At 68.2% G+C, this 23905-nt stretch carries 20 protein-coding genes; 13 read left to right on the top strand and 7 right to left on the bottom strand.

Annotation, left to right across the window (positions count from 1 at the left end; genetic code table 11):
• Positions 1-77: 77 nt before the first annotated feature.
• From AC1RJ5_RS20025 to AC1RJ5_RS20015, 3 genes are all read right to left on the bottom strand, one after another.
• Positions 78-959, bottom strand: coding sequence for a LysR family transcriptional regulator (locus AC1RJ5_RS20025; RefSeq protein WP_269576198.1), 882 nt, complete (start codon positions 957-959; stop codon positions 78-80).
• 70 nt (positions 960-1029) lie between these two features.
• Complete coding sequence (hutC, locus tag AC1RJ5_RS20020) at positions 1030-1722, bottom strand: histidine utilization transcriptional repressor HutC (RefSeq protein ID WP_269576199.1); 693 nt, start codon at positions 1720-1722, stop codon at positions 1030-1032.
• Positions 1719-3059, bottom strand: a complete 1341-nt coding sequence (locus tag AC1RJ5_RS20015) for a formimidoylglutamate deiminase (protein WP_493115314.1) — start codon at positions 3057-3059, stop codon at positions 1719-1721. The genes hutC and AC1RJ5_RS20015 overlap by 4 nt, the downstream gene beginning before the upstream one ends.
• Positions 3060-3118: 59 nt before the next feature.
• Between AC1RJ5_RS20015 and hutI the strand changes: the two genes are divergently transcribed.
• From hutI to hutU, 4 genes are read left to right on the top strand one after another with little or no spacing between them, the layout of a single operon-like run.
• Entirely contained in the window at positions 3119-4312 is a 1194-nt protein-coding gene (gene hutI, locus AC1RJ5_RS20010; protein WP_493115312.1) for an imidazolonepropionase, read from the top strand.
• On the top strand, positions 4309-5838 hold the full coding sequence (gene hutH, locus AC1RJ5_RS20005) for a histidine ammonia-lyase (protein ID WP_493115310.1): 1530 nt from the start codon (positions 4309-4311) through the stop codon (positions 5836-5838). Before hutI ends, hutH begins: the two co-directional genes overlap by 4 nt.
• Positions 5835-6644, top strand: a complete 810-nt coding sequence (gene hutG / locus AC1RJ5_RS20000; RefSeq protein WP_493115308.1) for an N-formylglutamate deformylase — start codon at positions 5835-5837, stop codon at positions 6642-6644. Before hutH ends, hutG begins: the two co-directional genes overlap by 4 nt.
• The gene (gene hutU, locus AC1RJ5_RS19995; protein WP_493115306.1) at positions 6641-8296 is read left to right on the top strand and encodes a urocanate hydratase; all 1656 of its coding nucleotides are present in this window, start codon (positions 6641-6643) and stop codon (positions 8294-8296) included. Before hutG ends, hutU begins: the two co-directional genes overlap by 4 nt.
• A gap of 183 nt (positions 8297-8479) precedes the next feature.
• Here hutU and AC1RJ5_RS19990 read toward each other — a convergent pair whose 3' ends face one another.
• Positions 8480-8971: an asparaginase domain-containing protein gene (locus AC1RJ5_RS19990; protein WP_342250740.1), complete on the bottom strand. Its 492-nt coding sequence runs from the start codon at positions 8969-8971 to the stop codon at positions 8480-8482.
• 120 nt (positions 8972-9091) lie between these two features.
• Here AC1RJ5_RS19990 and AC1RJ5_RS19985 point away from each other — a divergent pair, with 120 nt between their 5' ends.
• The 6 genes from AC1RJ5_RS19985 to AC1RJ5_RS19960 all read left to right on the top strand — a co-directional run bounded on the left by AC1RJ5_RS19985 (position 9092) and on the right by AC1RJ5_RS19960 (position 17418).
• Positions 9092-9490 (top strand): DUF2946 family protein, encoded by a 399-nt coding sequence (locus AC1RJ5_RS19985; RefSeq protein WP_342250741.1) that lies wholly within the window; start codon positions 9092-9094, stop codon positions 9488-9490.
• 33 nt (positions 9491-9523) lie between these two features.
• Positions 9524-11806, top strand: coding sequence for a TonB-dependent receptor (locus tag AC1RJ5_RS19980; RefSeq protein WP_342250742.1), 2283 nt, complete (start codon positions 9524-9526; stop codon positions 11804-11806).
• On the top strand, positions 11803-13188 hold the full coding sequence (locus AC1RJ5_RS19975) for a PepSY-associated TM helix domain-containing protein (protein WP_493115303.1): 1386 nt from the start codon (positions 11803-11805) through the stop codon (positions 13186-13188). The genes AC1RJ5_RS19980 and AC1RJ5_RS19975 overlap by 4 nt, the downstream gene beginning before the upstream one ends.
• An 85-nt stretch (positions 13189-13273) precedes the next feature.
• Positions 13274-13399: a hypothetical protein gene (locus tag AC1RJ5_RS19970; RefSeq protein WP_269576209.1), complete on the top strand. Its 126-nt coding sequence runs from the start codon at positions 13274-13276 to the stop codon at positions 13397-13399.
• 312 nt (positions 13400-13711) lie between these two features.
• Positions 13712-17077, top strand: coding sequence for a glycosyltransferase (locus AC1RJ5_RS19965; RefSeq protein ID WP_493115301.1), 3366 nt, complete (start codon positions 13712-13714; stop codon positions 17075-17077).
• The gene (locus AC1RJ5_RS19960) at positions 17074-17418 is read left to right on the top strand and encodes a hypothetical protein (protein ID WP_311768497.1); all 345 of its coding nucleotides are present in this window, start codon (positions 17074-17076) and stop codon (positions 17416-17418) included. The genes AC1RJ5_RS19965 and AC1RJ5_RS19960 overlap by 4 nt, the downstream gene beginning before the upstream one ends.
• Before the next feature lie 39 nt (positions 17419-17457).
• On the opposite strand, the gene AC1RJ5_RS19955 is transcribed toward AC1RJ5_RS19960, so the two are convergent.
• The 3 genes from AC1RJ5_RS19955 to AC1RJ5_RS19945 are packed head-to-tail and all read right to left on the bottom strand — an operon-like array spanning position 17458 to position 19940.
• Positions 17458-18819, bottom strand: coding sequence for a sensor histidine kinase (locus AC1RJ5_RS19955; protein WP_493115298.1), 1362 nt, complete (start codon positions 18817-18819; stop codon positions 17458-17460).
• A gap of 1 nt (position 18820) precedes the next feature.
• Positions 18821-19504 carry a winged helix-turn-helix domain-containing protein gene (locus AC1RJ5_RS19950; RefSeq protein ID WP_184168711.1) on the bottom strand — a complete coding sequence of 228 codons (684 nt, stop codon included), beginning with the start codon at positions 19502-19504 and terminating at the stop codon, positions 18821-18823.
• Entirely contained in the window at positions 19473-19940 is a 468-nt protein-coding gene (locus AC1RJ5_RS19945; RefSeq protein ID WP_184168712.1) for a PDZ domain-containing protein, read from the bottom strand. The genes AC1RJ5_RS19950 and AC1RJ5_RS19945 overlap by 32 nt, the downstream gene beginning before the upstream one ends.
• Positions 19941-20059: 119 nt before the next feature.
• Between AC1RJ5_RS19945 and AC1RJ5_RS19940 the strand changes: the two genes are divergently transcribed.
• The 3 genes from AC1RJ5_RS19940 to mprF all read left to right on the top strand — a co-directional run bounded on the left by AC1RJ5_RS19940 (position 20060) and on the right by mprF (position 23875).
• Positions 20060-20794: an AcvB/VirJ family lysyl-phosphatidylglycerol hydrolase gene (locus AC1RJ5_RS19940; RefSeq protein WP_493115295.1), complete on the top strand. Its 735-nt coding sequence runs from the start codon at positions 20060-20062 to the stop codon at positions 20792-20794.
• A gap of 76 nt (positions 20795-20870) precedes the next feature.
• On the top strand, positions 20871-21296 hold the full coding sequence (locus tag AC1RJ5_RS19935; RefSeq protein WP_493115293.1) for a DUF2147 domain-containing protein: 426 nt from the start codon (positions 20871-20873) through the stop codon (positions 21294-21296).
• Between the two features lie 11 nt (positions 21297-21307).
• Entirely contained in the window at positions 21308-23875 is a 2568-nt protein-coding gene (mprF, locus tag AC1RJ5_RS19930) for a bifunctional lysylphosphatidylglycerol flippase/synthetase MprF (RefSeq protein WP_493115291.1), read from the top strand.
• Positions 23876-23905: the final 30 nt, after the last annotated feature.

The raw sequence follows: 23905 nt of genomic DNA, 5'->3' as shown, positions 1-23905 counted from the left end.
GCTCCGCATCCGGCACCGCGCATAGCGAGTCGGCGCCTCGGCATAGCCAGCCGTTATGGCAGCCTAAGGGCTTGCCCTTAGGCGTCGATCACCTTGGCCAGCGTCTTGAGGAAATCGGTGGCCAGCGCCGTCGGCGGGCGGTTGAGCAGGAACATCGCATGGACGTCGAAAGTGAGCTGCGGCTTGAGCGGCCGCATCGACAGGCCGGGGACGAGCGAGGCCTGGGCGGTGAAGCTGTCGACCACCGTCATGCCCACACCCTGCGCGACCAGCGCGGTGGCGATGTAGAAGGTTCGCGCCGAGATCACCTCGTCGAGATCAAGCTCGAGCCGCGCGCATTCCTGGCTGAACAGCTGGCCGATCGGGCCCGAATTGGCGAGGCTGATGAACGGGCGGCCACGGAGCCGCTCCAGCTCGATGCGCGGCGGCGCGTCGGGCATGTCCTCCTCGCGGTAGAGCACCACCAGTTCACCCTCGCCCAGCCAGCGATGGCCGATCGGCGCGGCGTGCGGCACTTCATACGCGATCGCGACATCGGTCTCGCGCTCGTAGAGCTTGCGGAGAAGGTCGTCGTGATGGACGGTCTGCAGGTCGAAGCGCACGCCCTCATGGTTGCGCATGAAGCGCGACACCGCGGTGGGCAGCGCGTTGAGCGCCAGGCTGGGCAGCGCCGAGACCTTGAGCATGCCGCCCGCACCACGCTTCAGGTTCCGCCCCGCTTCACGCAGCGCATAGACGCGGTCCTGGATCTCCGAGACTTCGGTGAACAGGGTGTGCGCGTCCTCGGTGGGGACGAGCCGGCCATTGGTGCGGTGGAAGAGCTGGAAGCCGAGCAGACTCTCGGCATGCCGCAGCATCTTCGACACCGAAGGCTGCGAGACGTTGAGCGCGCGCGCCGCCCCGCTCACCGAGCCGTTGACATATACCGCGTGAAAGATCTCGATGTGGCGCAAGTTCATTGCGCGCAAACTATAGTGGTTTGGGAAAAGGGAAAGGCCCCGCTGCCTCCCCTCCCTGGAAGGGGGAATTTCAGCCCCCCGGCGTGAACTCCGCGACCAGGTCGTAGCGATCGCCCGGGAAGGTCTGGCGAACGAAGGTCACCGCCCTGCCCGTGCGCCAGGTCCAGCGCTCCACCTGCAGGCAGGCGCTATGCGTATCGAGCTTGAGCCGCTTTGCCAGCGCGCCGCCCGCGGAGACGGCGCGGATGCGGTGGCGCGCGTCGGTCCAGGGTACGTGGTGGAGCAGCCAGGAGCCCGGCGCCTCGGTTTCGAAGGTATCGGCGCGCGGCACCGGCACCGTGTCGAGCGCGATCAGCCGGCGTTCGAGCGCGAAGGGCTGGCCACCAGCGAAATGCACGCCCTCGATCAGCAGGGCCGGTGCCGGGATGCCGGAGACTTCGATGTCGGGATCGCGATTGACCACACGGCAGGTGTCGAGCTCCCAGCCATAGGCTTCGCCGCGCGCTTCGATCAGCTGGGCGAGATCGGGCACCTCGAGCACCGCGGCATGGACCTTGGGCTGGGCGACGAACGAGCCGACCTTGCGGCGGCGCTCGATCAGCCCGGCATGGGCGAGCCGCTCCAGCGCCTTGCTCACCGTGGCGCGGGCACAGCCATAATGGGCGACCAGTTCATGCTCGAACGGGATGCGATCGCCGGGACGCAACTCGCCCGAGCGGATGCGATCCTCGATGTCCGAGCGGATGCGTTCCTGGAGCGTCACCCGAGCAGGCGCTCAAGGGTTTTATGATAATGATTAGCAATAACCTCGCTCGCGCGATGCCTGCCGCGAACGACTTGCAGCTGGCCGGCACGCCAGACGCAGTCGATCGCGCCGGCGCGGCCGGCGAAGATCCAGCGATCGAGGAAGGTGCCGGCGGTGGCGCCGGCGAAGCTCGGATGGTCCATGTTCAGGCTCAGGATATCGGCAGGCGCGCCGGGCGCAATCCCGGTTGCGACGCCCAGCGCCTGGCCGGCGCCGGTAAGCGCCGCGTTGAACAGGGTTTCGCCGACCGAAGCGCCTTCGGGCGAGAGGATCGCGCGGCGGCGCAGTGAAAGGCGCTGCGAATATTCGATTGAGCGGAGTTCGTACGCGGCGTCGATCTGGATGTTGGAATCGGTGCCGGTGGCGATGCGCCCGCCGGCGGCCAGATAGCGCTCGGCCGGGAAGATGCCGTCGCCGAGGTTGGCTTCGGTGACCGGGCACAGGCCGGCGACCGCGCCGGAGCCGGCGAGGCGATCGGTCTCGGAGTCATTGAGGTGCGTGGCGTGGATCAGCGTCCAGCGCGAATCGACCCCGGCATTGTGGAGCAGCCACTCGACGGGGCGCGCGCCGCTCCACTGCTCGCACGCCTCGACTTCCTTGACCTGCTCGGCGGCGTGGATGTGGATCGGGCCGTCGGTCAGCGCGGTGACCGCGGCCAGTTCCTCGGGCGTGACCGCGCGCAGCGAATGCGGTGCGACGCCGAGCACGGCATCGGCGGGGAGCTTTGCGCGGCTCGCCTCGACCAGCCGGGCGAAGCTGTCGATATCCGAGAGGAAGCGGCGCTGGCCGGGCTTGGGCAGGCGGCCGCCGAAATCGCTGTGCGCGTAGAAGACGGGAAGCAGGGTCAGGCCGATGCCGGTCTGCTCGGCAGCGCTAATGATTGCCGCTGCCGTCTCGGCCGGGTCGGCATAGCGGCCACCGTCCACGTCGTTGTGGAGATAATGGAACTCGCCGACACGAGTATAGCCGGTCTCGAGCATCTCGACATAGGCCTGGGCCGTGATCGCGGCGATGTCGTCGGGCGTGAGCCGGTCGAGGAACCGGTACATGATCTCCCGCCAGCTCCAGAAATCATCGTCGGGCCGGCCGCGACGCTCGCTCAGCCCGGCCATACCGCGCTGGAAGCCGTGGCTGTGGACATTGCCGAGGCCGGGAATCGCGACGCGGTGGCGCTCGGCATCGGGCGCGGGATCGCTGCCGGCAAGGACGTCGGCGATCCGCCCTTCGGCGATGCGCAGCGTGACCCGCTCGGCCCAGCCGGTGGGGAGCAACGCGGTTTCGAACCAGAGATTCATCCAGGGCCTCCTGCGCATTATGTCTAGACATAACTCAAGCCACAGGCAAGGATGCGCGCATGGATCGACTCTGGACCAACGCACGGATCGCGACGATGGCGGGGCCTGGCCTCGGCATGATCGAGCATGGCGCGGTCGCGGCCCGGGGCGGGCGGATCGCCTGGGTCGGCCCCGTGGGCGAGGCGCCGGCCGCGGCCGAGACGATCGACTGCGAGGGCCGCTGGATCACCCCGGGCCTGGTCGATTGCCACACCCACCTCATCCATGGCGGCGACCGCGCGCACGAGTTCGAACTGCGCCTGCAGGGCGCCAGCTATGAGGAGATCGCCCGCGCCGGCGGCGGGATCGTCTCGACGATGCGCGCCACCCGCAAAGCCGGCGAGGCCGAACTCGTCGCCAGCGCCCTGCCACGGCTCGACGCGCTGATCGCCGAGGGCGCAACCACGGTCGAGGTGAAGTCGGGCTATGGCCTGTCGCTGGACGACGAGCTGAAGATGCTGCGCGCTGCCCAGGCACTGGGTCGCGAACGCCCGGTGCGGATCGCGACGACCTTCCTCGGCGCGCATGCCCTGCCGCCCGAATATGCCGACGACCGCGCCGGCTATATCGATCTCATCTGCGAAGAGATGATCCCGGCACTGGGCAGTCTGGCCGATGCGGTGGACGCGTTCTGCGAGGGGATTGGCTTCACCCCCGACGAAACCCGGCGCGTGTTCGAGACCGCAAAGGCGCACGGCCTGCGCGTGAAGGTCCACGCCGAGCAGCTCTCCAACCAGCATGGCGCGGCGCTGGCGGCTTCATACGGCGCGCTTTCGGCCGATCATCTCGAATATCTCGATGAGGCCGGTATCGCGGCAATGGCGAAGTCCGGCACGGTCGCGACATTGCTTCCCGGCGCCTATTACTTCGTCCGCGAGACAAAGCTGCCGCCGATCCAGGCGCTGCGCGCCGCCGGCGTGCCGATTGCACTGGCGACCGACTGCAACCCGGGCACCTCGCCGCTCACCAGCCTGCTGCTCGTCATGAACATGGGCGCGACGCTGTTCCGCCTCACTGTCGAGGAATGCCTGGCCGGTGTCACCCGCGAGGCGGCACGGGCGCTGGGGCTGCAAACCGAAATCGGCACGATCGAACCCGGCAAGTCCTGTGACCTCGCGATCTGGGACATCGAGCGGCCGGCCGAGCTTGTCTATCGCATGGGGCTGAACCCGCTCCATGCCCGAGTCTTCAAAGGTATCTGGAAGGGCGTATGACCGAAATCCTGCTGATCCCCGGCGACGTGCCGCTGGCCGAGTGGCGCGCGATCTGGCGCGGCGCGGTGCCGAAGCTCGACCCCGCCAGCGCGCCGCGCATCGCCGAGAGTGCGGCCGCGGTCGCCCGCATCCTCGCGCATGGCGCGCCGGTCTATGGGATCAACACCGGCTTCGGAAAGCTCGCCAGCGTCAAGATCGAAGCCGAGGACCTCACCACGCTCCAGCGCAATATCGTGCTGAGCCACGCCGCCGGCATCGGCGCGCCCTCCCCCGCCCCGATCGTGCGGCTGATGATGGCACTCAAGCTCGCCAGCCTCGCCCAGGGTGCCTCGGGCGTGCAGCCCGCCACCGTCGCGCTGCTCGAGGCGATGCTCGCCAAGGGCCTCACGCCGGTCGTACCCAGCCAGGGATCGGTCGGCGCCAGCGGCGACCTTGCCCCGCTCTCGCATATGGCCGCGACGATGATCGGCGTCGGCTCGATCGAAATCGAAGGCCGCGTGCTGCCCGCCGAACAGGCGCTGGCCGAAGCAGGCCTCGCCCCGGTGACGCTCGGCCCCAAGGAGGGGCTGGCCCTTCTCAACGGCACCCAATTCTCCACCGCCAATGCGCTTGCCGGCCTGTTCGAGACCGAGACGCTGTTCCAGGCGGCGCTGGTCACCGGCGCGCTCTCGACCGAGGCGGCCAAGGGCACCGATGCGCCCTTCGATCCACGCATCCACCAGCTGCGCCGTCATCCCGGCCAGATCGCCGTGGGCGAGACGCTGCGCACGCTGATGGCCGGCTCCGCGATCCGCGCCTCGCACCGCGACGACGATCCGCGCGTGCAGGATCCCTATTGCCTGCGCTGCCAGCCGCAGGTGATGGGCGCGGTGCTCGACCTGCTCCGCCAGGCCGGCACCACGCTCGAGACGGAGGCGAACGGCGTCAGCGACAATCCGCTGATCTTCCCCGAGACCGACGAGGCGCTGTCCGGCGGCAATTTCCACGCCGAGCCCGTCGCCTTCGCCGCGGACATGATCGCGCTGGCGATCTGCGAGATCGGCTCGATCGCCGAGCGCCGCATCGCGATGCTGGTCGACCCCGCGCTCTCCAACCTGCCCGCCTTCCTGACTCCCCAGCCCGGGCTCAACTCGGGCTTCATGATCCCCCAGGTGACCGCTGCCGCTCTCGTCTCCGAGAACAAGCAGCGCGCCACGCCGGCGAGCGTCGATTCGATCCCGACCTCGGCCAATCAGGAAGACCATGTCTCGATGGCCGCGCACGGTGCCCGGCGCCTGCTCGACATGGCGGCGAACTGTGCCGGGGTGATCGGCATCGAGCTGCTCGCTGCCGCGCAGGGCTGCGACTTCCATGCCGGCCTCACCTCCTCGGAAGCGCTGGAACGCGTCCGCGCCCGGCTGCGCAGCGAGGTGCCAACGCTCGACCATGACCGGCATTTCCACCCCGACATCGAAGCCGCCACCGCACTGGTCCGCGCCGGCGCGGTCGCCAAGGCAGCGGCGATCGCGCTGCCGGGGGTCGCATGAGTTGGCTGCAAGTCCATCGCGGCGAGGCGCCGCTGATCGTCGCCTTTCCGCACACCGGCACCGACCTTGCCGATGTCGAGGCGCAGTTCGTCTCGCCCTGGCTGGCGCGCAAGGACGCGGATTGGTGGATCGACCAGCTCTATGACTTCGCCGCCGGACTGGGTGCGACGACAATCCGCACCACGCTCTCCCGCAGCGTGATCGACGTGAACCGTGATCCCTCGGGCGCCTCGCTCTATCCGGGCATGGCGACGACCGAGCTTTGCCCCACCACGACCTTCGACAACGAACCGCTCTATCGGGACGGCAATCCCGGTACGGACGAGATTGCCCGGCGCCGCGCTGCGTATTTCGATCCCTATCATGCCGCGATCGAAGCGGAGATCGCTCGCCTACGCGCAACCCACCCCGGGATCGTCCTCTACGACGCCCATTCGATCCGCAGCCATGTCCCGCGCCTGTTCGACGGCGAGCTGCCCCAGTTCAACATCGGCACCAATGGCGGCACCACCTGCGCGCCGGCTCTGCGCGAAGCCGTTGAAGCCGCGTGCGCAGCAACACCGTGGAGCCAGGTGACCGACGGCCGCTTCCGCGGGGGCTGGACCACCCGCCACTATGGCCGGCCCGAACAGGGCGTCCACGCGATCCAGATGGAGCTGGCCTGCCGCGGCTATATCGACGAGCCCGCCCGCTTCGACGAATCGCACTGGCCGACGCCCTATGACCAGTCCCGCGCCGCGCCGATGCGCGCGGCGCTGACCAGCATCCTCATCGCCTGCCTCGAATTTGCCGGAGCCCCGGAATGACTCGCCTCGACAACAGCCGCATCATCAAGCCCGCCACCGGCAAGGAGCGCAGCGCCAAGAGCTGGCTCACCGAAGCGCCGCTGCGCATGCTGATGAACAACCTCCACCCCGACGTCGCCGAGCGGCCCGAGGAGTTGGTCGTCTATGGCGGCATCGGCCGCGCGGCCCGCGACTGGGAGAGCTATGACAAGATCGTCGCCGCGCTGCGCGATCTCGAGGCCGACGAGACGTTGCTGATCCAGTCGGGCAAGCCGGTCGGCGTGTTCCGCACCCACGAGAACGCCCCCCGCGTCCTCCTCGCCAATTCCAACCTCGTGCCGCATTGGGCGACCTGGGAGCATTTCAACGAGCTCGATCGCAAGGGGCTGGCGATGTACGGCCAGATGACCGCCGGCTCGTGGATCTATATCGGCACCCAGGGCATCGTGCAGGGTACGTACGAGACCTTCGCCGAAATGGCCCGCCAGCATTATGGCGGCAGCCTGAAGGGCCGCTGGCTGCTCACGGCCGGCCTTGGCGGCATGGGCGGCGCGCAGCCGCTAGCGGCGGTGATGGCAGGCGCTTCCTGCCTCGCGATCGAGTGCCAGCCGAGCCGCATCGAGATGCGCCTGCGCACCGGCTATCTCGACCGCGCGGCCGAGAGCATCGACGAGGCACTGGAGATCATCCGCTGCGCCGACAAGCCGGTCTCGGTCGGCCTGCTCGGCAACGCGGCGGAGCTGCTGCCCGAGATGTTCGCGCGCGGCATTCGCCCCGACCTGCTCACCGACCAGACCAGCGCGCATGACCCGATCAACGGCTATCTGCCCGTCGGCTGGACCGTCGCCGAATGGATCGAGAAGCGCGAGCGCGATCCCGAGGGTGTGGCCAAGGCCGCCAAGGCATCGATGGCGCAGCATGTGAAGGCGATGCTCGACTTCCACGCCGCCGGAGTGCCGACGGTCGATTACGGCAACAACATCCGCCAGGTCGCGCTGGACGAGGGCGTGACCAATGCCTTCGACTTCCCCGGCTTCGTCCCCGCCTATATCCGCCCGCTCTTCTGCCGCGGGATCGGTCCGTTCCGCTGGGCGGCGCTCTCGGGCGATCCCGAGGACATCGCGAAGACCGATGCCAAGGTGAAGGAGCTGCTGCCTGACAACGCGCATCTCCACAACTGGCTCGACATGGCCGCCGAGCGCATCCACTTCCAGGGCCTGCCCGCCCGCATCTGCTGGGTCGGCCTGGGCGACCGCCACCGGCTCGGCCTTGCCTTCAACGAGATGGTGGCCAGCGGCGAACTCAAGGCCCCGATCGTGATCGGCCGCGACCATCTCGACAGCGGATCGGTCGCCAGCCCCAATCGCGAGACCGAGGCGATGCAGGACGGATCGGACGCAGTCTCGGACTGGCCGCTGCTCAACGCCCTGCTCAACACCGCATCGGGCGCGACCTGGGTGTCGCTCCATCACGGCGGCGGCGTCGGCATGGGCTATTCGCAGCATGCCGGCATGGTCATCGTCGCGGACGGAACGCCGGAAGCCGCGGCCCGGCTCGAGCGCGTGCTGTGGAACGACCCCGCGACCGGCGTGATGCGGCATGCCGACGCCGGCTACGTCGAGGCTTTGGACTGTGCGCGTGAGAAGAGGCTCAAACTGCCCGGTATCTTGTAGGCAGTCCTTCTTTCCGGAAACGGAGAGACTGGAGGCGGGCCGTGCTGCAACCAGGGTCCGCCTCTGGCAACCCCGTCATGCTGAACCTGTTTCAGCATCCAAGGAACCGCGAAGGAGATCGCCGGTGCGAGCATTTGACCCTGAAACAAGTTCAGGGTGACGATGGAATGGCCAGGTTAGCCCTCAAATTTCCACGAAGCGCCCGGCTTCGCGGTCCTTCACCACCTTGCCCGCTTCGAACACGGTGCCATTCATCGTGATGTAGACGCCGGGCTGCGCGACCTGGACGGTGGCGAAGGCCATGCCCAGGTTGAAGGTGGCATCGCTCTCGGCGAAGCGCGCCGGCGCCAGCGCGCCGACCAGCACGATCGTCTTGCCCGGAATGCCGGCAAGCGCCCTGGCGGTCTCGGTCATCGTGTCGGTGCCGTGCGTGATGACGATGCGCTCCGCATCCGACGCGGCGACACGGGCAGCGATCGCCGCGCGGTCGGCATCGTCCATCTCCAGGCTGTCCTTGCGCATCACTTCGTCGATCTCGAAGGGATGCAGCACCCGGCCCAGCTCGAACAGCCGCGTCACCATTGTGCCGACGATCGTGTACTGGCTCGAGGCGTCGAAATACTGCTTGTCGATGGTGCCGCCGGTGGTGAGCACGAGAATGGGCTGCTGGGTCATGCGCGGCCCCTTACGCCGGTTCGCCTCTCGGGGAAACCTGCACGGTTGGACAAAATGCCCATCCCCTTCGACGCATTCCGGACGTGACAGGCGGCGGCGAAGCGAATAGCCCGGTCCTCCATGGGGGCATGGCGCGTCTTCCTGAAGGAGCATCGCTGGCTGGCATTGTGGCTGATCGCCACGGCGCTGGCGGCGAAGGCGCTCGTGCCCGCCGACTATATGCTCGGTGAAACCGGCGGCAAGACGCTCACCATGGTGATCTGCGACGGCAGTGGGCCCGCGACCATGACCGTCGACATCCCGATGGACCCCGATCACGCCAAGCCCAGTGACGGCGGCAAGCAGGATTGCGCCTGGTCGGGACTCGGCCATGCCATGCTCGGCGGCGCCGATCCGGTGCTGCTGCTCGCCGCGCTCGCCTTCCTGCTCGCACTCGGCTTCGCACCCGTCGCCACGCCAGCACCACGCCGCCGCGCTTTTGCCCAGCCGCCTTCGCAAGGACCGCCCTCGCTCGCCTGAACCCTTGGTCCTTCCTCGTTCAGGTGAGTTTTCATGTCTTCTTGTCGTCGCGCGCGCATCGCCGCGCTGCCGCTGTTCTGCATTGCCGGTCCCGCCCTCGCCCAGGAGGCGCAGGACGAACCTTCCATCCTCGTGGTCGGTCAGAAGGACGCGCCGATCAGCATCGATCCGCGCGGGCTCTCGGTGAGCATGGGCGAGGCGCAGTTCGCCGGCGTCAACGCACAGAATGTCGAGGACCTGATGAAATACGCGCCCGATTTCTTCGTGCGCAAACGCTATGCCGGGGACTCGAACGGCGTGCCGGGCTTTCGCGGCACCCATTCGATGCAGAGCGCCCGCGCGCTGGTGATGGTCGACGGGTTCGTGGTGTCGAACTTCCTCGGCAACAGCTTCGCCTTCTCGCCCAAATGGGGGGTGGTCGGCCCCGGCGAGGTTGAGCAGTTCGACGTGGTGTATGGCCCCTATTCGGCGCGCTACTCGGGCAATTCGATGGGCGGCATCGTCAACATCACCACCCGCTCGCCGGAGAAAACCGAAGCCTTCGCGACCGTACAGGGGCTGGCCGAGCCCTATGACCAGTACGGCACCCACGCGACCTATTGGGGCTGGTCGGGCGAGGCCGGCCTGGGCTGGCGGCAGAAGGACGGGCCGTGGTCGGCACGGCTCTCCGGGCGCCATTTCCGCAACGATGGCCAGCCGATGAGCTGGTATGGTCTCACCCCGGCAACCGGCGCCCCCGGCACCGTGGTGACCGGCGCGATCGTCGATACGGGCCAGGCGATTCCCAATTCGCCCGGCCGGCCGACCAGCCCGATCTTCGCGGCGCAGAGCCCGGCGCGGACGACGCAGGACCAGGCCAAACTGCGCATCGGCTATGACGGCACCTCGGGCATCACCGGCGAAGCGCTGCTGGCCTATTGGCACAATGTCGACGCGCAATATGCGCCCGACTGCTATCTGCGCGACGCCGCCGGCAACAAGGTTTGCGAAGGCAGGGTGACCACGCTCGGCCAGAGCTGGACGGCGTCCGGCGCGCGCTGGTCGCGCACGGTGCGCGACGAGTTCCTCGCCGGCGCCAAGCTCACCGCCCCGATCGCGCCGGACGTGACCGCGAAGCTCAACTTCTCGACCTACCAGATCGCCCGCTCGGACGGCTTCACTTCGGCAAGCTGGACGGCGGGTGCGAACAATGGCGCGGGCACGCTGGCGCGCCAGGGGCCGACCGGCTGGTACACCGCCGAGCTTTCGGTCGACGGCCGCACCGGCGCGTTCGAGCTTGCGGGCGGCGCCAGCGCCAATCTCTACCAGACCGACCAGACCAACTACACATTGCCGGTGTGGCGCGGCGATGGCGGCCGCGCCTTCTCCACCCGCACCCATGGCAAGACCCGGCTGCTCGCCGGCTGGGCCGAGGGGCGGCTACGCGCTGAGGCGCTGGTCTTCACCCTCGGCGCGCGGCTGGAGAACTGGCGGGCGTTCGACGGCGGGCTTGGGCGGCTCGGAACTGGCGGGGTCCCGGTCACCAATAGCTATGCCGCGCGCAGCGACACCGCGTTCGATCCGAAATTCTCTGTCGAATGGCATGGGCAGGCGACCAGCGTGCAGCTCAGCCTGGCCGAGGCGACGCGCTTCCCGACGGTGGGCGAGCTGTTCCAGGGCAGCCTCAATGGCGATGGCAGCTTCAACCCGAACAGCTTCGATCCGAACCTCAAGCCCGAGCGCTCGCGCGACGCCAACCTGCTCGTCGCGCATGACTTCGGCGGGCTGAAGCTCACCGGCTCGGCCTTCTGGCAGCGGGTTGAGGACACGATCTTCGCGTTCACCGGCTTCAACCAGAACGGGATCACCACCTCGAGCTTCAAAAATATCGACACGACCCGCCAAGTCGGACTCGAGCTGATCGCCGAGGCACGCGATGTCGGCGTGGCCGGCCTGGATATCGACGCCAATGCCGCCTGGATCGACTCGAAGACCGTGCGCAACGACAGCGCGCCGGCGGCCGAGGGCGTGCAGTTCCCGCGCATCCCGCGCTGGCGGCTCAACGCTAACATCCGCTATCAGGTGACCCCGCGCGTGCTGGCCTCGCTCGGCATGCGCTATGCTACCCGGCCCAATACCGACCTTTTCGGCACCCAGCGCGGCGACACGTTCGGCTATACCTCGGAGCTGTTCGCGCTCGATGCCAAGGTGAACTGGAAGATGACCGACAATTTCCGGCTGAGCGCAGGCGTGGACAATATCACCAACAACAAGGCGTGGGTGTATCACCCCTATCCCCAGCGCAGCGTCCTGGTCGAAGCGGGGTGGACGCTGTGAGCGACGGGACCGTCCGCCACGAACGCTGGTTCCGCGCGGTGTGGCGCTGGCATTTCTATGCCGGGCTGTTCTGCCTGCCCTTCATCCTGTGGCTGTCGGTCACCGGCGGCATCTATCTATTCAAGCCGCAGATCGAAGGCTGGCTCTATGCGCCCTACACCCATGTCGCGACGCCCGGCCGCTCGATACTCGCCCCCGAGCAGATCGTCGCGGCCGGCACGGCGGCGGTGCCCGGCGCGGTGCTGCACAAATACGTCCTGCCCGAAGCGCCGGACGACGCCGTCCAGCTGCTCGTCGGCGCCGGCGCGGAAGAAACGCGTGTCTGGGTGCATCCCCAGAGCGGGCAGGTGCTCAAGGCCGTGCCCGAGGAAGACCGTTTCATGCGCGTGGTTTTCCGCCTACATGGCGAGCTGCTCGCCGGCAAATGGGGCTCGGCCCTGGTAGAGATCGCCGCCTGCTGGACGATCGTGATGCTCTTCACCGGCCTGTTCCTCTGGTGGCCGCGCGGCCGCAAGGGCAAGGGGCTGGGCGGCATCCTCTGGCCGCGCCTCAGGGGCGGCAGGCGGATCTTCTGGCGTGACCTTCACGCGGTGATCGGGCTGTGGGTGTCGATCGGCGCGATCTTCCTGATCGTCTCCGGCCTGCCCTGGGCAGAGAACTGGGGCGACTATCTCAAGCAAGTGCGCATCGCGACCGGCACCGCTGCCGTCCGCCAGGACTGGTCCGCCGGATCCGAGGCCGATGCGGCGGCACGTGCCGATCTCGACAAGGGCGTCCGCGCGATGCTCGACGAGCATGCCGAGCATCACGGCATGACCATGGCGCATGTCGCTCCCAAGGGCCCGGCGCTCGACCGGGTGGTGGCCAAGGCCATGACGCTCGGCCTCGCCGCCACCGCCGAAGTCAGCCCGCCCACCAGGGCAGGAGGCCGCTGGCTGGTCCAGTCCCAGGCGGAAGATCGCACCCGCCGCGTCTCCGTCGAGATCGGCGACGACGGCGCGGTGATCGGATCGCAGGGCTTTGGCGACCGCCACTGGATCGATCGCGCGGTCGGCTTCGGCGTCGCGGTGCACGAAGGCGCCTGGCTGGGGCTGCTCAACCAGCTCGTGAACCTGCTTGTGCTGGTCGGGCTGGTGCTGCTGGCAGTGTCGAGCGCCGTGCTGTGGTGGCGCAGACGCCCCCAGGGAGTGCTGGGCGCGCCCACTCCCAAGGATCCGTTGCGGCACAGCTGGGCGCTGGTGGGACTCACGATCCTGCTCGGCGTGTTGATGCCGCTGTTCGGCATCACCCTCGCCCTCGCTACCGCCTTCGACCAGCTCATGCGCCGACTCGCTCCGCCGGCTGCCCGCTGGCTGGGCCTGCGCCGCCTCTCCAACTTGTAACCTTCCCGACACGGCCGGGACACGTGCGTTCCGGCAAAACCTGTCTCACGGTCGGCGAGCGGCCGGTGAAACAGGAGGCCTGAAGATGTCCAATCCCCGCATCGCAATCGCACTTCTGGCGCTGGCCACGCTCGTCTCCGGCTCGGCCGCCTGGTCGACCGCCGATGCACGGCTGTCGAACCACACCCCGAGGGTCGCAACCAGGAACTGAGCCAGTTCCGGCATCGCCCGACACTCCCTGTTCCGGACGATGCCAGCGGGTGCGGGCAACCCTCTTCAGCCTGCACCCGCAACCTGAACGGCCGGCGCGTCTCCCCTTCGCGCCGGCCGTTTTGCTTTGCCGAAATCGTCCACATGACAGGAAGTTAATGCCGCGGGCAGGTCCGGGAAGGACTGGCGGGGTTAACCAGACAGCGCTGGCCATATCCGCGTTCATGGCCGGCAAACCAGCGGCGCCCGGTCCTCCTGCACTCCTCGGGCCGGGCGTCGCACCACCAGACATTGCAATCAGGGCACAGAGGCGATGGAACGTCCGATCTTCTTCGACGCAAGCGGCAAGCGAAACCGCTGGACGATGCGCGCCTTCTTCGCGCTCCTGCTGGTGATCGTGCTGGCCGCCGGTGCGTTCGCGATGACGGTGGTCCGCGTGCCCACCCCGGGCCCACTTGCCATGGCGATGGAGCATCCCCAGCCCCGTTCGCTGAAGCAGCAGGCCAATCACTTGCGCCACAGCTTCGCTTCCTGGCTGCCGCGCGGCAAGGCGCATGCGTCGAGCGCGCCGCTCTCCGTCGGCTTCTACGTGCCTTGGGACGATGCCAGCCGCGCCTCCCTCCGCCGCCACGTGAACGACCTCGATTGGGTCGTGCCGTCGCTCTACAGCGTCACCGGCGCGCAGCACGCAATCGCCGTCACCCCCGATCCCCAGTTCGATACGATCATCGCCGGCGCCACCAGGCGCCCCAAGGTGCTGCCGATGGTGCAGAACGCCACCGGCGACAACTGGGACAGCGCCGGCGCCGCCGCGCTGCTGCGCGATCCCAAGGCGCGCGCCGCCTTCCTCGACAGTCTCCAGCGCACCCTGGTCGCCCGCAAGGCGGACGGCGCCGTGTTCGACTTCGAGGAGCTGCCCACCGCCGCCCAGCCCGGCTATCTCGCGCTGCTGCGCGACGCGCATGCCCGCTTCGCCGCGGCGAAGATGAGCGTCTCCGTCACCGTCCCCGCCCAGGACGACGACTGGAACATGAAGGCCTATGCCGCCGCGACGGACAAGCTGATCCTGATGGATTATGACGAGCACGCGCCCGTCACCGCGCCCGGCCCGATCGCCAGCCAGGCCTGGTTCGTCAACCAGATGAACGCCGCGCTCACCCAGGTTCCGGCCGACAAGCTAATCGTCGGCATCGCCAACTATGGCTATAACTGGACCGCCCCCGGCAAGGCCGATCCGATCTCGATCGAAGAGGCCTGGCTGATCGCGCACGACAGCGACGCCACCGTCACCTTCGACAAGGCGAGCGGTAACCAGAGCTTCGCCTATGAGGAGAACGGCACCGAGCACACCGTGTGGATGGCCGACGCCACCACCGCCTGGAACCAGCTGCGCGCCGCCAACATCAAGGGCGTCGGCGGTGTCGCGCTGTGGCGCCTGGGCTCGGAAGACTCGAACTTCTGGCCCGCCCTTGCCGCCGCGCATTCGGGCAAGATCCCCGATCTGCGCCGAATCGAGGCGGTTGGCGACGTCGACGTCGAGGGCTCGGGCGAGATCCTGCGCATCACCAGCACGCCGAGCGTGGGTGCCCGCACCATCGTCCAGAACCCGAACGGCCTGATCGTCGACGAGACCTTCCAGTCGCTGCCCACGCCCTATGTCGTCACCCGCACCGGCTATATGCCCGGCAAGGTCGCGCTGACCTTCGACGACGGCCCCGATCCGGACTGGACGCCCAAGATCCTCGACATCCTGAAGGCCAAGCAGGTCACCGGCACCTTCTTCATGATCGGCGAGAATGCGATGGCCGAGCCGTTCCTCGTCCGCCGCGTCGTCGACGAAGGCAATGAGATCGGCAGCCACACCTTCACCCACCCGAACCTGGCGCTCGCCTCAGCGCGCGGCACGCGGATCGAACTCAACGCCACCCAGCGCCTGCTCGAAGCCTATACCGGCCGCTCGGTCCGCCTGTTCCGCGCGCCCTATTTCGGCGACGCTGAGCCGACCACCGCGGACGAATTGATCCCTGCGCTCACCGCGCAGCGCGCCGGCTACACCAATGTCGGCCTGCACGTGGACCCGAACGACTGGCAGCGCCCGGGCACCGACGAGATCGTCAACACCGTGCTGCGCGAGGTCGAAGCCGGCAATTACGAGCAGTCCGGCCAGATCATCCTGCTGCACGACGGCGGCGGCGACCGCTCGCAGACCATCGCCGCACTGCCCCGCATCATCGACGCGCTCCGGGCGAAGGGCTATCAGTTCGTCCCCGTCTCGCAACTCGCCGGCCTCACCCGCGATCAGGTGATGCCAGAAGTGAAGGGTGCCGATCTTGCCGCGGTGCGCACCGATGTCGGCATCTTCCTCGTCGCCGCGATCATCGGCTTCGCGCTGAAGTGGCTGTTCTTCGTCGCGATCGCGCTGGGCATCGCCCGCGCCCTGGTCCTCGCCGCGCTGGCGGTGAACGGCAACCGCAGGAAGAACCGCCCGGTCGCTCCCGCGATCGATCCCGGCCGCTTCGTCTCGGTGCTGATCCCGGCATATAACGAGGCCAAGGTGATCGAGAACTCGATCCGCCGCGTGCTCGCCAGCGAGCAGGTCAATGTCGAGGTTATCGTGCTCGACGATGGTTCGAAGGACGGCACCAGCGACGTGGTCCGCAACGCCTTCTCCGCCGAGCCGCGCGTCAAGCTGCTCACCCTGGAGAATGGCGGCAAGGCTCGCGCGCTCAACAAGGGGCTGGAGATCGCCCGCGGCGACATTGTCATCGCGCTCGATGCCGATACCCAGTTCGAGCCGCTGACCATCGCCCGCCTCGCCCGCTGGTTCGAGGATGACGAGATCGGCGCGATCGCCGGCAATGCCAAGGTCGGCAACCGGATCAACCTGGTCACCCGCTGGCAGGCTGTCGAATATGTCACCTCGCAGAATCTCGAGCGGCGCGCGCTGGCCAGCCTCGATGCGATCATGGTCGTCCCCGGCGCGGTCGGCGCATGGCGCAAGGCGGCGCTGGACGATGTCGGCGGCTATCCGGTCGACACGCTGGCCGAGGACCAGGACCTGACCATCGCGATCCAGCGCAAGGGCTGGCGGGTCGGCTATGACATCGACGCGGTCGCCTGGACCGAGGCGCCCGAGAGCTTCGGCGCGCTCGCCAAGCAGCGCTTCCGCTGGGCGTTCGGCACGCTCCAGTGTCTGTGGAAGCACCGCGCGATCCTGCGCACCCGCAAGCCCGCCGGCCTCGCGCTGGTCGGCATTCCCCAGGCATGGGTGTTCCAGATCGCCTTCGCGCTGATCTCCCCACTGATCGACGCCGCGCTTCTCGTCTCGATCCTCGGTACCGCGCTGCGTGTCTACCAGCATGGCTGGGCGCAGACCGAGAGCGACGTGATCCGCATGGGGATCTACTGGGTGTCGTTCATGGCGATCGACTATCTGTGCGGCTGGATCGCGTACCGGATGGAGAAGCGCGAGAAGCGCTATCCGGGCCTGCTGCTACTCGCCCAGCGATTCGTCTATCGCCAGCTGATGTACTGGGTGGTGATCCGCGCCGTCGCCAACGCGCTGCGCGGACCCTGGGTCGGCTGGGGCAAGCTGGAGCGCAGCGGCCGGGTGGAAGCCCACGCGGTGGCCGAGCCGGAAGCCAAGGTGGAAACCCGGACCCCGGTCGCCGCCGAGTGAAGGGGCCGCCGCAGGAGCATCACAGCCAGTACATGCTCGACGAGCGTGCCTGCCGGATGATCTGCCCGATCGCCGCCGCGATGGTCGGCGTCTGCCTCACCGCGATCGGCATCCTCCGGGTGGTGATCGCGGTGCGCAAGGCCAATACGCTGGCCGACGACATGCTGGCGCTCGATTCGGTGCTGTTCCTGATCGCGACGCTGACCAGCTATTTCGCGATCCGCCACGGGCCGGCCAAGCGCCTGCACGAGCTGGAGCGGATCGCCGACGTGACCTTCATCGCGGCCATGTCGCTGATGACGGTGGCGGCACTGGTGATCACCTACGCGCTGGCGGTGTGACCCTATTCTCTCTCCCGCAAGCGGTAGAGGGATTGGCGCTTAGAACCGCAACACCGCCCGCAGCCCCGGACCGGCATCCTCCAGCGCGAAGCTCCCCTGGTGCAGCCGCGCCACCGCCTCGACCAGCGACAGCCCCAGGCCGGACCCGGCAATATGCCGCGCCGGATCGAGCCGCCCGAAGCGGCTCAGTGCCTCAGCGCGGCGCGCCTCGGGAATGCCCGGCCCGTCATCCGCCACCGACAGCGAAACCCCGCCGCCTTCGCGCGCGGCTCTCACCGTTATCCGATGCCCGCCCTCGGCATATTTGGTTGCGTTCTCGATCAGGTTGCCCAGCGCCTGCCCCACCAACTCGCGGTGCAGCGCCACGTGCAGGCCGGACTCCGCCTCCACCGCGATCTCGAAGCCCCGATCCTCAGCCAGCGGGCCATAGACTTCGGCCAGATCCTCGAGCAGCGCCGCGATGTCGGTATCGACGAAGCGGTCGCGCCCGATCCCGGCTTCGGCGCGGCTGATCAGCAGCGCGGTGGAGAGCATGCCGAGCAGCGTCTCCGCCTCGCCCGAGACCCTTTCCAGCGCCGCCAGCGCGGTCTCGTCCTCGGTCTCGATGATCGCGCGCTCCAGCGCTACCTTGATCCGGGTGACCGGCGATTTCAGGTCATGCGCCAGCCCGTCGGTCATCATCCGCAGTTGCGAGACCAGCGCCTCGATCCGGTCGAGCATCGCATTGACCGACTGGCCCAGCGCATCGAACGCGTCGCCGCTGCCGTCGATCGGCACGCGCCGACCTAGCCGGCCCTCGCCCACTTCGCGCGCGGTGCTCACCACGCCCTGGATCTGGTTGGAGAGCACCCTGCCGATCAGCAGCGCACTGAGCAGCGCGAAGATCACGCCGATCACCAAAGCCGCGGTGATCGCTTCCTCGTTCACCCGCGCCAGGCGCACGCTGGAACTGATGACGTGCCCCGCCAGCAGCAGCTCGCCATTGGGCAAGGTGGTGGAGGATACCCCCATCAGCTCCGCCCGGTCGCTGCCGGTGCGGTAGAGCTCGATTGCCTGCCAGTCGGTCCGGGCCGGGATCACCGTCGGCCAGTCGCCCAGATTGCCGCGGATCGGGTCCTGCCTGGCGGTGGCGAGCAGGATCACAGGCGGGCTGGCATGCGCCTGCTCCAGCCTGGCATCAATCAGCCGCCGCAACCCCTCGTCCCCGCCGGCGCGCCAGGCCGAGACCAGGTCGTCGCGCAGTTCGGCGACCAGGGTCTTCTGCTCGGCCGCCAACGCGCGTTCGCTCGCCTGCTGGACGAACAACAGGATGCCGCCGGTGACGATGAGCTGAACGAGGAAGGCGACGATCACGAAGCGCGCCGTCACCGAACGCGCCAGCGGCCCCAGACGGAGCGTCATCTCAGGCTGCCGGGCCGAGCCGATAGCCGGCGCCGCGGATCGTGTGGAGGATCGGCTCGCCACCATCGTCCAGCTTCTTGCGCAGCCGGCTGATATGGACGTCGATCACGTTGGTCCCCGGATCGAAATGATAGTCCCACACGCCTTCGAGAAGCATGGTGCGGGTAATCACCTGGTCCGGGTGGCGCAGGAAATATTCGAGCAGGCGAAACTCGCGCGGCTGCAGGTCGATCACCCGGGCGCCCCGCTTCACCCGCCGCGACAGCAGGTCCATCTCGAGGTCGCCGGAGTTGAGCTTGGTCACCGCGCCCTCGGCCGCCCCGCGCTTGCGCAGCAGCAAGCGCACGCGGGCGAGGAGTTCGGCAAAGGCGAAGGGCTTCACGAGATAGTCGTCGGCGCCCGAGGTGAGCCCGCCGACCCGGTCGTCAGGGGTGCCGAGCGCGGAGAGGATGATGACCGGAGTCTCGATCTTCGCGGCACGCAGCGCACCGAGCACGGCCATTCCGTCCATGCCCGGCAGCATGCGGTCGAGCACGATCGCGTCGTAACTGCCGTCACTGGCGAGGAACAGGCCGTCGCGCCCATTGTCGGCGCGGTCTACCGTGAACCCCTCTTCGGTCATTCCTTTGACGATGTACGCGGCGGTGGCCTCGTCATCCTCCACCAGCAGCAGCTTGTGCCCCATTCTCTCCACTCGCACTTCGCAAGAGCTTGAGATGGCGTAGCTGCTTTTGGTGGACCAAGTCGAGATATACCTCTGGATGACGGTCGTCACGCAGGTAACGCCGCGCCTGGTCGAGCGTGTCGATCCCGCGGCCATCGATCGCCACGATCGCGTCGCCCACTTCCATCCCGTCCTGCGCCGCCTCGCTGCCCGAGCGCAAGCTGGTGACGACCAGCCCGTGCGCAGCGCCGCTGGGGGTCTCTGCGGTGAAGCCGGGGAACATGTTGGCGCCGGTCTGTGCGGCGAAGACGTGGTTGATTCCCGATCGCCAGGCCCAGCCCAGGATCACCATGGCGCTGAGCGCGAAAGAGAGGACGAGGATCAGCACGAACCCGTCGGTCCCGCGCATCGCGCGGCCGGCGGTCCTGGCGTCTTCCCGGATTTCATTGGTGGTCATTTCGAGCATCGGGATGCCCGCCATAGGTCAGCAAGTCACGTTAAGCTTTGGTCATGATCCGGCCACTCCTTCGCGAACTGCGACAGGCTACACGGCGAGCAGTTTCAAGGAGTTCGCGCATGCGCCGTAGCCGCCGCAAGTTGAAGATCGCCCTGGTCGCCCTAGCGCTGGTGCTCGCCGGATTCACCGGCTTCCTGACCTATATCGGCTATTTCGGCGGCCCGGTCTTCTATGACATCGCCCCCACCAAACCCACGCCCCCGCATGCGCGCGGCCTGGCGGTGGTGCTGGTCTCGGGCGATATGGGCTTCAAGATCGGCATGGGGCCGGAGATCGCCAGGCGCTTCGCCGCAGAGGGCGTGCCCGTGGTGGGTGTCAGCTCGCTCGCCTATTTCCGCCAGCAGCGCAGCCCGGCCGAGGTCCAGGCGCTGATCGCCGCCGCCGCGCGCCGCGCGCTCGCCTTCGGGCACGCGGACCGATTGGTGATGATCGGCCAGTCCTTCGGCGCGGACATGATGCATGTCGGCCTGACCGGCCTGCCCGCCGACCTGCGCGCCAGGGTGAAGGCCGTCGCGCTGGTGGTGCCCACCGACACCGTCTTCTTCCGCGCATCACCCAACGAGCTGTTCAACTGGGCCAAGCCCGATGCGATGGCGCTGCCTACCGGCCGCCAGCTCACCTGGGTGCCGACGCTCTGCGTGCAGGGCGTGGAAGAGACCGACAGCCTCTGCCCGAAGCTGACCCAGACCAATGTCCGCCGCATCGTGCTGCCGGGCGGGCACATGCTCCACCATGATCCGGACGCGCTGTTCAAGGCGCTCCACGCCGGCATCGCCAACATTACCAATATTTAGGTTTGGGATCACGCGGCGGACAGCCGCGCCTACCTAGAGCGGGCCGCGACAACGGACCAACAGAGGGACATTCGACATGCGCTTCGGCAAGATCCTGGCCGGCTTCGGCCTCGCCGCCACGGTGCTCGGCACCATGCAGGCCTCCGCCCAGGCTCCGGTCGCCGCCGCGACCGGCGTGATGGGCACCTGGGTCAATCCGCGCGGCACGGTGAAGGTGCAGACCGGCGCGTGCGGCGACAAATTGTGCGGCTGGGTGGTCTGGGCCAATGCCGAGGCGCAGAAGGACGCGAAGGACAGCGGCGTCGCCAAGCTGATCGGCACCGAACTGCTCCAGGACTATCACCCCACCGGCAACGGCAAGTGGCAGGGCCGGGTCTATGTCCCCGACATGGGCCAGACCTTCTACTCGAAGATCGAACAGCAGGGCCCGAACAGCCTGAAGATCAGCGGATGCATCCTGGGCGGCTGGATCTGCAAGTCGCAGGTCTGGCAGCGCGGCTGAGGGCCGACGCGATGCGCCCCGCCCACAAAACCGCGCTCCAGATCGGCGCCGTCATCGGCATCGTCGCGCTCGCCTTCGCGGCGCTGCACGGGCTGCTCCACGAGGTCCGCTGGCGCGACGTGCGCCACGCCTTCCACGCGATCGGTGCCTGGCAGGTCGCCGGCGCGCTGGCGCTGACCGTCGGCAGTTACCTGATGCTGACGCTGTACGACGTGCTGGCGCTGCGCATCATCGGCCGTCCACTCCCCTATCGCACTGCCGCGCTCGCCTCCTTCACCAGCTACACGCTGAGCCATAACCTGGGCTTCGCGCTGCTTACCGGCGGTTCGGCACGCTATCGTGTCTACCATGCCGCCGGGCTCGACACCGCCGATGTGGTCAAGGTGATCGCCACCGCGAGCCTGACCTTCTGGTCGGGCGTGGTCGTCATGGCCGGCGCCGCGCTCGCGCTGCACGGCGGCGGGCTTGAGCTCGCCGGCGTCACCATCTCCGCCAGCGTCCAGCGCGCGATCGGCATCGCGATCCTCGCGACAACCCTGGGCGTACTCGCCGTGCTGCGCGCCAGGCCCCGCGACCTGCGCCTCGGGCGCTGGCACGCCCCGCTCCCCAGCCGGACGCAGGCGCTCGGTATGATCGCCACCTCGGCGGTCGACCTCGCGCTCGCCAGCGCCGCGCTGCTGATCCTCGTCCCCGGCGCCGGCCTCCACGCCTTCCCGGCCTTCTTCCTCGGCTATGCGCTGGCGATCATCGCCGCACTGGTCACCCATGTCCCCGGCGGCGTCGGCGTGTTCGAGGCGGTAATGCTCGCGGTGCTGCCGGGCGCCGACCCGTCGCGCATCCTCGCCGCGTTGATCCTCTACCGGCTGATCTACTATGTCCTGCCGCTGCTGGTCGCCGCCGCGCTGCTCGCGGTGCATGAGCGCCGCCAGCTGAAGAAGCCGCTCGCCGCGATCCGCGCGGTCGGTCTGGCGATGCATGGCCTCGCCCCCACCTTCCTCGCGGCACTGGTTTTCGTCGGCGGCATCGTGCTGCTTGTCTCGGGCTCGCTCCCCGCCATCCCCGCGCGCCTGCGCGACCTCCACGCCTTTGTCCCCCTGCCCTTTGTCGAGGCCTCGCACATCGCCGCCAGCCTGGCCGGCACCGCGCTGCTGCTGATCGCCCCCGCGCTCTATCGCCGTCTCGACGCCGCTTTTCTGCTCTGCCGCACGCTGCTGCTCGCCGGCGCGCTGTTCTCGTTGATGAAGGGGGTCGATTATGAGGAAGCTGTGATCCTGCTGATCATCGCCGGCCTGCTCCAGCTGTCGCGCACCGCCTTCTATCGCAAGACCGCGCTCACCAGCGCGCTCACCGGCCGCGCGCTCCTGTCCGTCGCGGTCGCCGTCGCGCTTGCTACCTGGATCGGCTTCTTCGCCTTCAAGCACGTGCCCTATCAGGACAATCTCTGGTGGGAATTCGCCTGGAAGGGCGACGCCTCGCGCTTCCTGCGCGCCAGCTTCGCCACTGCCGTGGCGCTCACCTGCGTCGCCGTCACCCAGTGGTTCGGCTATGCCCAGCCCAAGCGCGAGGAGCACGCGCCGGACACCGAGCTGCCCCGCCTCGCCCTGGTCCACGCCAACCGCACGGACTCGCTGCTCGCCTATGCCGGCGACAAGCGCTTCCTGCGCTCCGAAAGCGGCGAGACGCTGCTGATGTACCAGGTACAGGGCCAGAGCTGGATCGTGATGGGCGACCCCGTCGGCCCGAAGGAGGAATGGGGCGACCTGCTCTGGCAGATCCGCGAGATGGCTGATGCCGCGCAGGGCCGCCTGCTCCTCTACCAGATCTCGACCGACACGCTGCCGATCGCGATCGACCTCGGCCTTCAGCTGGTGAAATATGGCGAGGAAGCTCGCGTGCCGCTCCCAGGCTTCTCGATGGATGGTTCGGAAAAGCGCTCGCTCCGTCATTCCGATCGCCGCGCCGCCCGCGAAGGGGCGGTCTTCGAGATCGTGCCCTCGGCGCAGGTCCCTGCCCTGATGCCCGAGCTCCGCGCCGTCTCCGATGCCTGGCTCGCCGACAAGGGGCATGGCGAGAAGGCCTTCTCGGTCGGCCGCTTCGATCCCGCCTATATCGCCCGCTTCGATTGCGCGCTGGTCCGCCAGAACGGCAGGATCGTCGCCTTCGCCAATGTCTGGGCAACCGAAAATCGCGAGGAGCTGTCGGTCGATCTGATGCGCCATCTCGACGAGATGCCCTACGGCACGATGGACTTCCTGTTCGTCCAGCTGATGATCTGGGGCCGCGACCAGGGCTATCGCTGGTTCAATCTCGGCATGGCGCCGCTGTCGGGCATCGAGTCCCGCCGCCTCGCCCCGATGTGGGCGCGGATCGGGGCGCTGCTCTACCGGCACGGCGACGCATTCTACGGCTTCGAAGGTCTGCGCGCCTACAAGGACAAGTTCTCGCCGGTCTGGACCGCCCGCTACATCGCGGCGCCTCCGGGCCTGGGTCTGGCGCGCGGGATGATCGACCTGCAGACGCTGATCGGCGGCAGCTCGCGCAGCGCGGCGAGGAAGCGGCGGCTGCGGCTGGTGGCGTAAAACTACCGCTTCCCCGGCGCAAGCCGGGGA

Source organism: Sphingomonas sp. GW822-FHT03G08 (assembly GCF_058801135.1).
This window is presented reverse-complemented; position numbering and strand designations above follow the sequence as displayed.

Excerpts from the sequence above, each read along its gene's own strand:
- AC1RJ5_RS20025 (WP_269576198.1), bottom strand. The coding sequence starts at position 959 with ATGAACTTGCGCCACATCGAGATCTTTCACGCGGTATATGTCAACGGC.
- AC1RJ5_RS20015 (WP_493115314.1), bottom strand. The coding sequence starts at position 3,059 with ATGAATCTCTGGTTCGAAACCGCGTTGCTCCCCACCGGCTGGGCCGAG.
- hutI (WP_493115312.1), top strand. The coding sequence starts at position 3,119 with ATGGATCGACTCTGGACCAACGCACGGATCGCGACGATGGCGGGGCCT.
- hutH (WP_493115310.1), top strand. The coding sequence starts at position 4,309 with ATGACCGAAATCCTGCTGATCCCCGGCGACGTGCCGCTGGCCGAGTGG.
- hutG (WP_493115308.1), top strand. The coding sequence starts at position 5,835 with ATGAGTTGGCTGCAAGTCCATCGCGGCGAGGCGCCGCTGATCGTCGCC.
- hutU (WP_493115306.1), top strand. The coding sequence starts at position 6,641 with ATGACTCGCCTCGACAACAGCCGCATCATCAAGCCCGCCACCGGCAAG.
- AC1RJ5_RS19990 (WP_342250740.1), bottom strand. The coding sequence starts at position 8,971 with ATGACCCAGCAGCCCATTCTCGTGCTCACCACCGGCGGCACCATCGAC.
- AC1RJ5_RS19985 (WP_342250741.1), top strand. The coding sequence starts at position 9,092 with ATGGGGGCATGGCGCGTCTTCCTGAAGGAGCATCGCTGGCTGGCATTG.
- AC1RJ5_RS19980 (WP_342250742.1), top strand. The coding sequence starts at position 9,524 with ATGTCTTCTTGTCGTCGCGCGCGCATCGCCGCGCTGCCGCTGTTCTGC.
- AC1RJ5_RS19970 (WP_269576209.1), top strand. The coding sequence starts at position 13,274 with ATGTCCAATCCCCGCATCGCAATCGCACTTCTGGCGCTGGCCACGCTC.
- AC1RJ5_RS19965 (WP_493115301.1), top strand. The coding sequence starts at position 13,712 with ATGGAACGTCCGATCTTCTTCGACGCAAGCGGCAAGCGAAACCGCTGG.
- AC1RJ5_RS19955 (WP_493115298.1), bottom strand. The coding sequence starts at position 18,819 with ATGACGCTCCGTCTGGGGCCGCTGGCGCGTTCGGTGACGGCGCGCTTC.
- AC1RJ5_RS19950 (WP_184168711.1), bottom strand. The coding sequence starts at position 19,504 with ATGGGGCACAAGCTGCTGCTGGTGGAGGATGACGAGGCCACCGCCGCG.
- AC1RJ5_RS19945 (WP_184168712.1), bottom strand. The coding sequence starts at position 19,940 with ATGACCACCAATGAAATCCGGGAAGACGCCAGGACCGCCGGCCGCGCG.
- AC1RJ5_RS19940 (WP_493115295.1), top strand. The coding sequence starts at position 20,060 with ATGCGCCGTAGCCGCCGCAAGTTGAAGATCGCCCTGGTCGCCCTAGCG.
- AC1RJ5_RS19935 (WP_493115293.1), top strand. The coding sequence starts at position 20,871 with ATGCGCTTCGGCAAGATCCTGGCCGGCTTCGGCCTCGCCGCCACGGTG.
- mprF (WP_493115291.1), top strand. The coding sequence starts at position 21,308 with ATGCGCCCCGCCCACAAAACCGCGCTCCAGATCGGCGCCGTCATCGGC.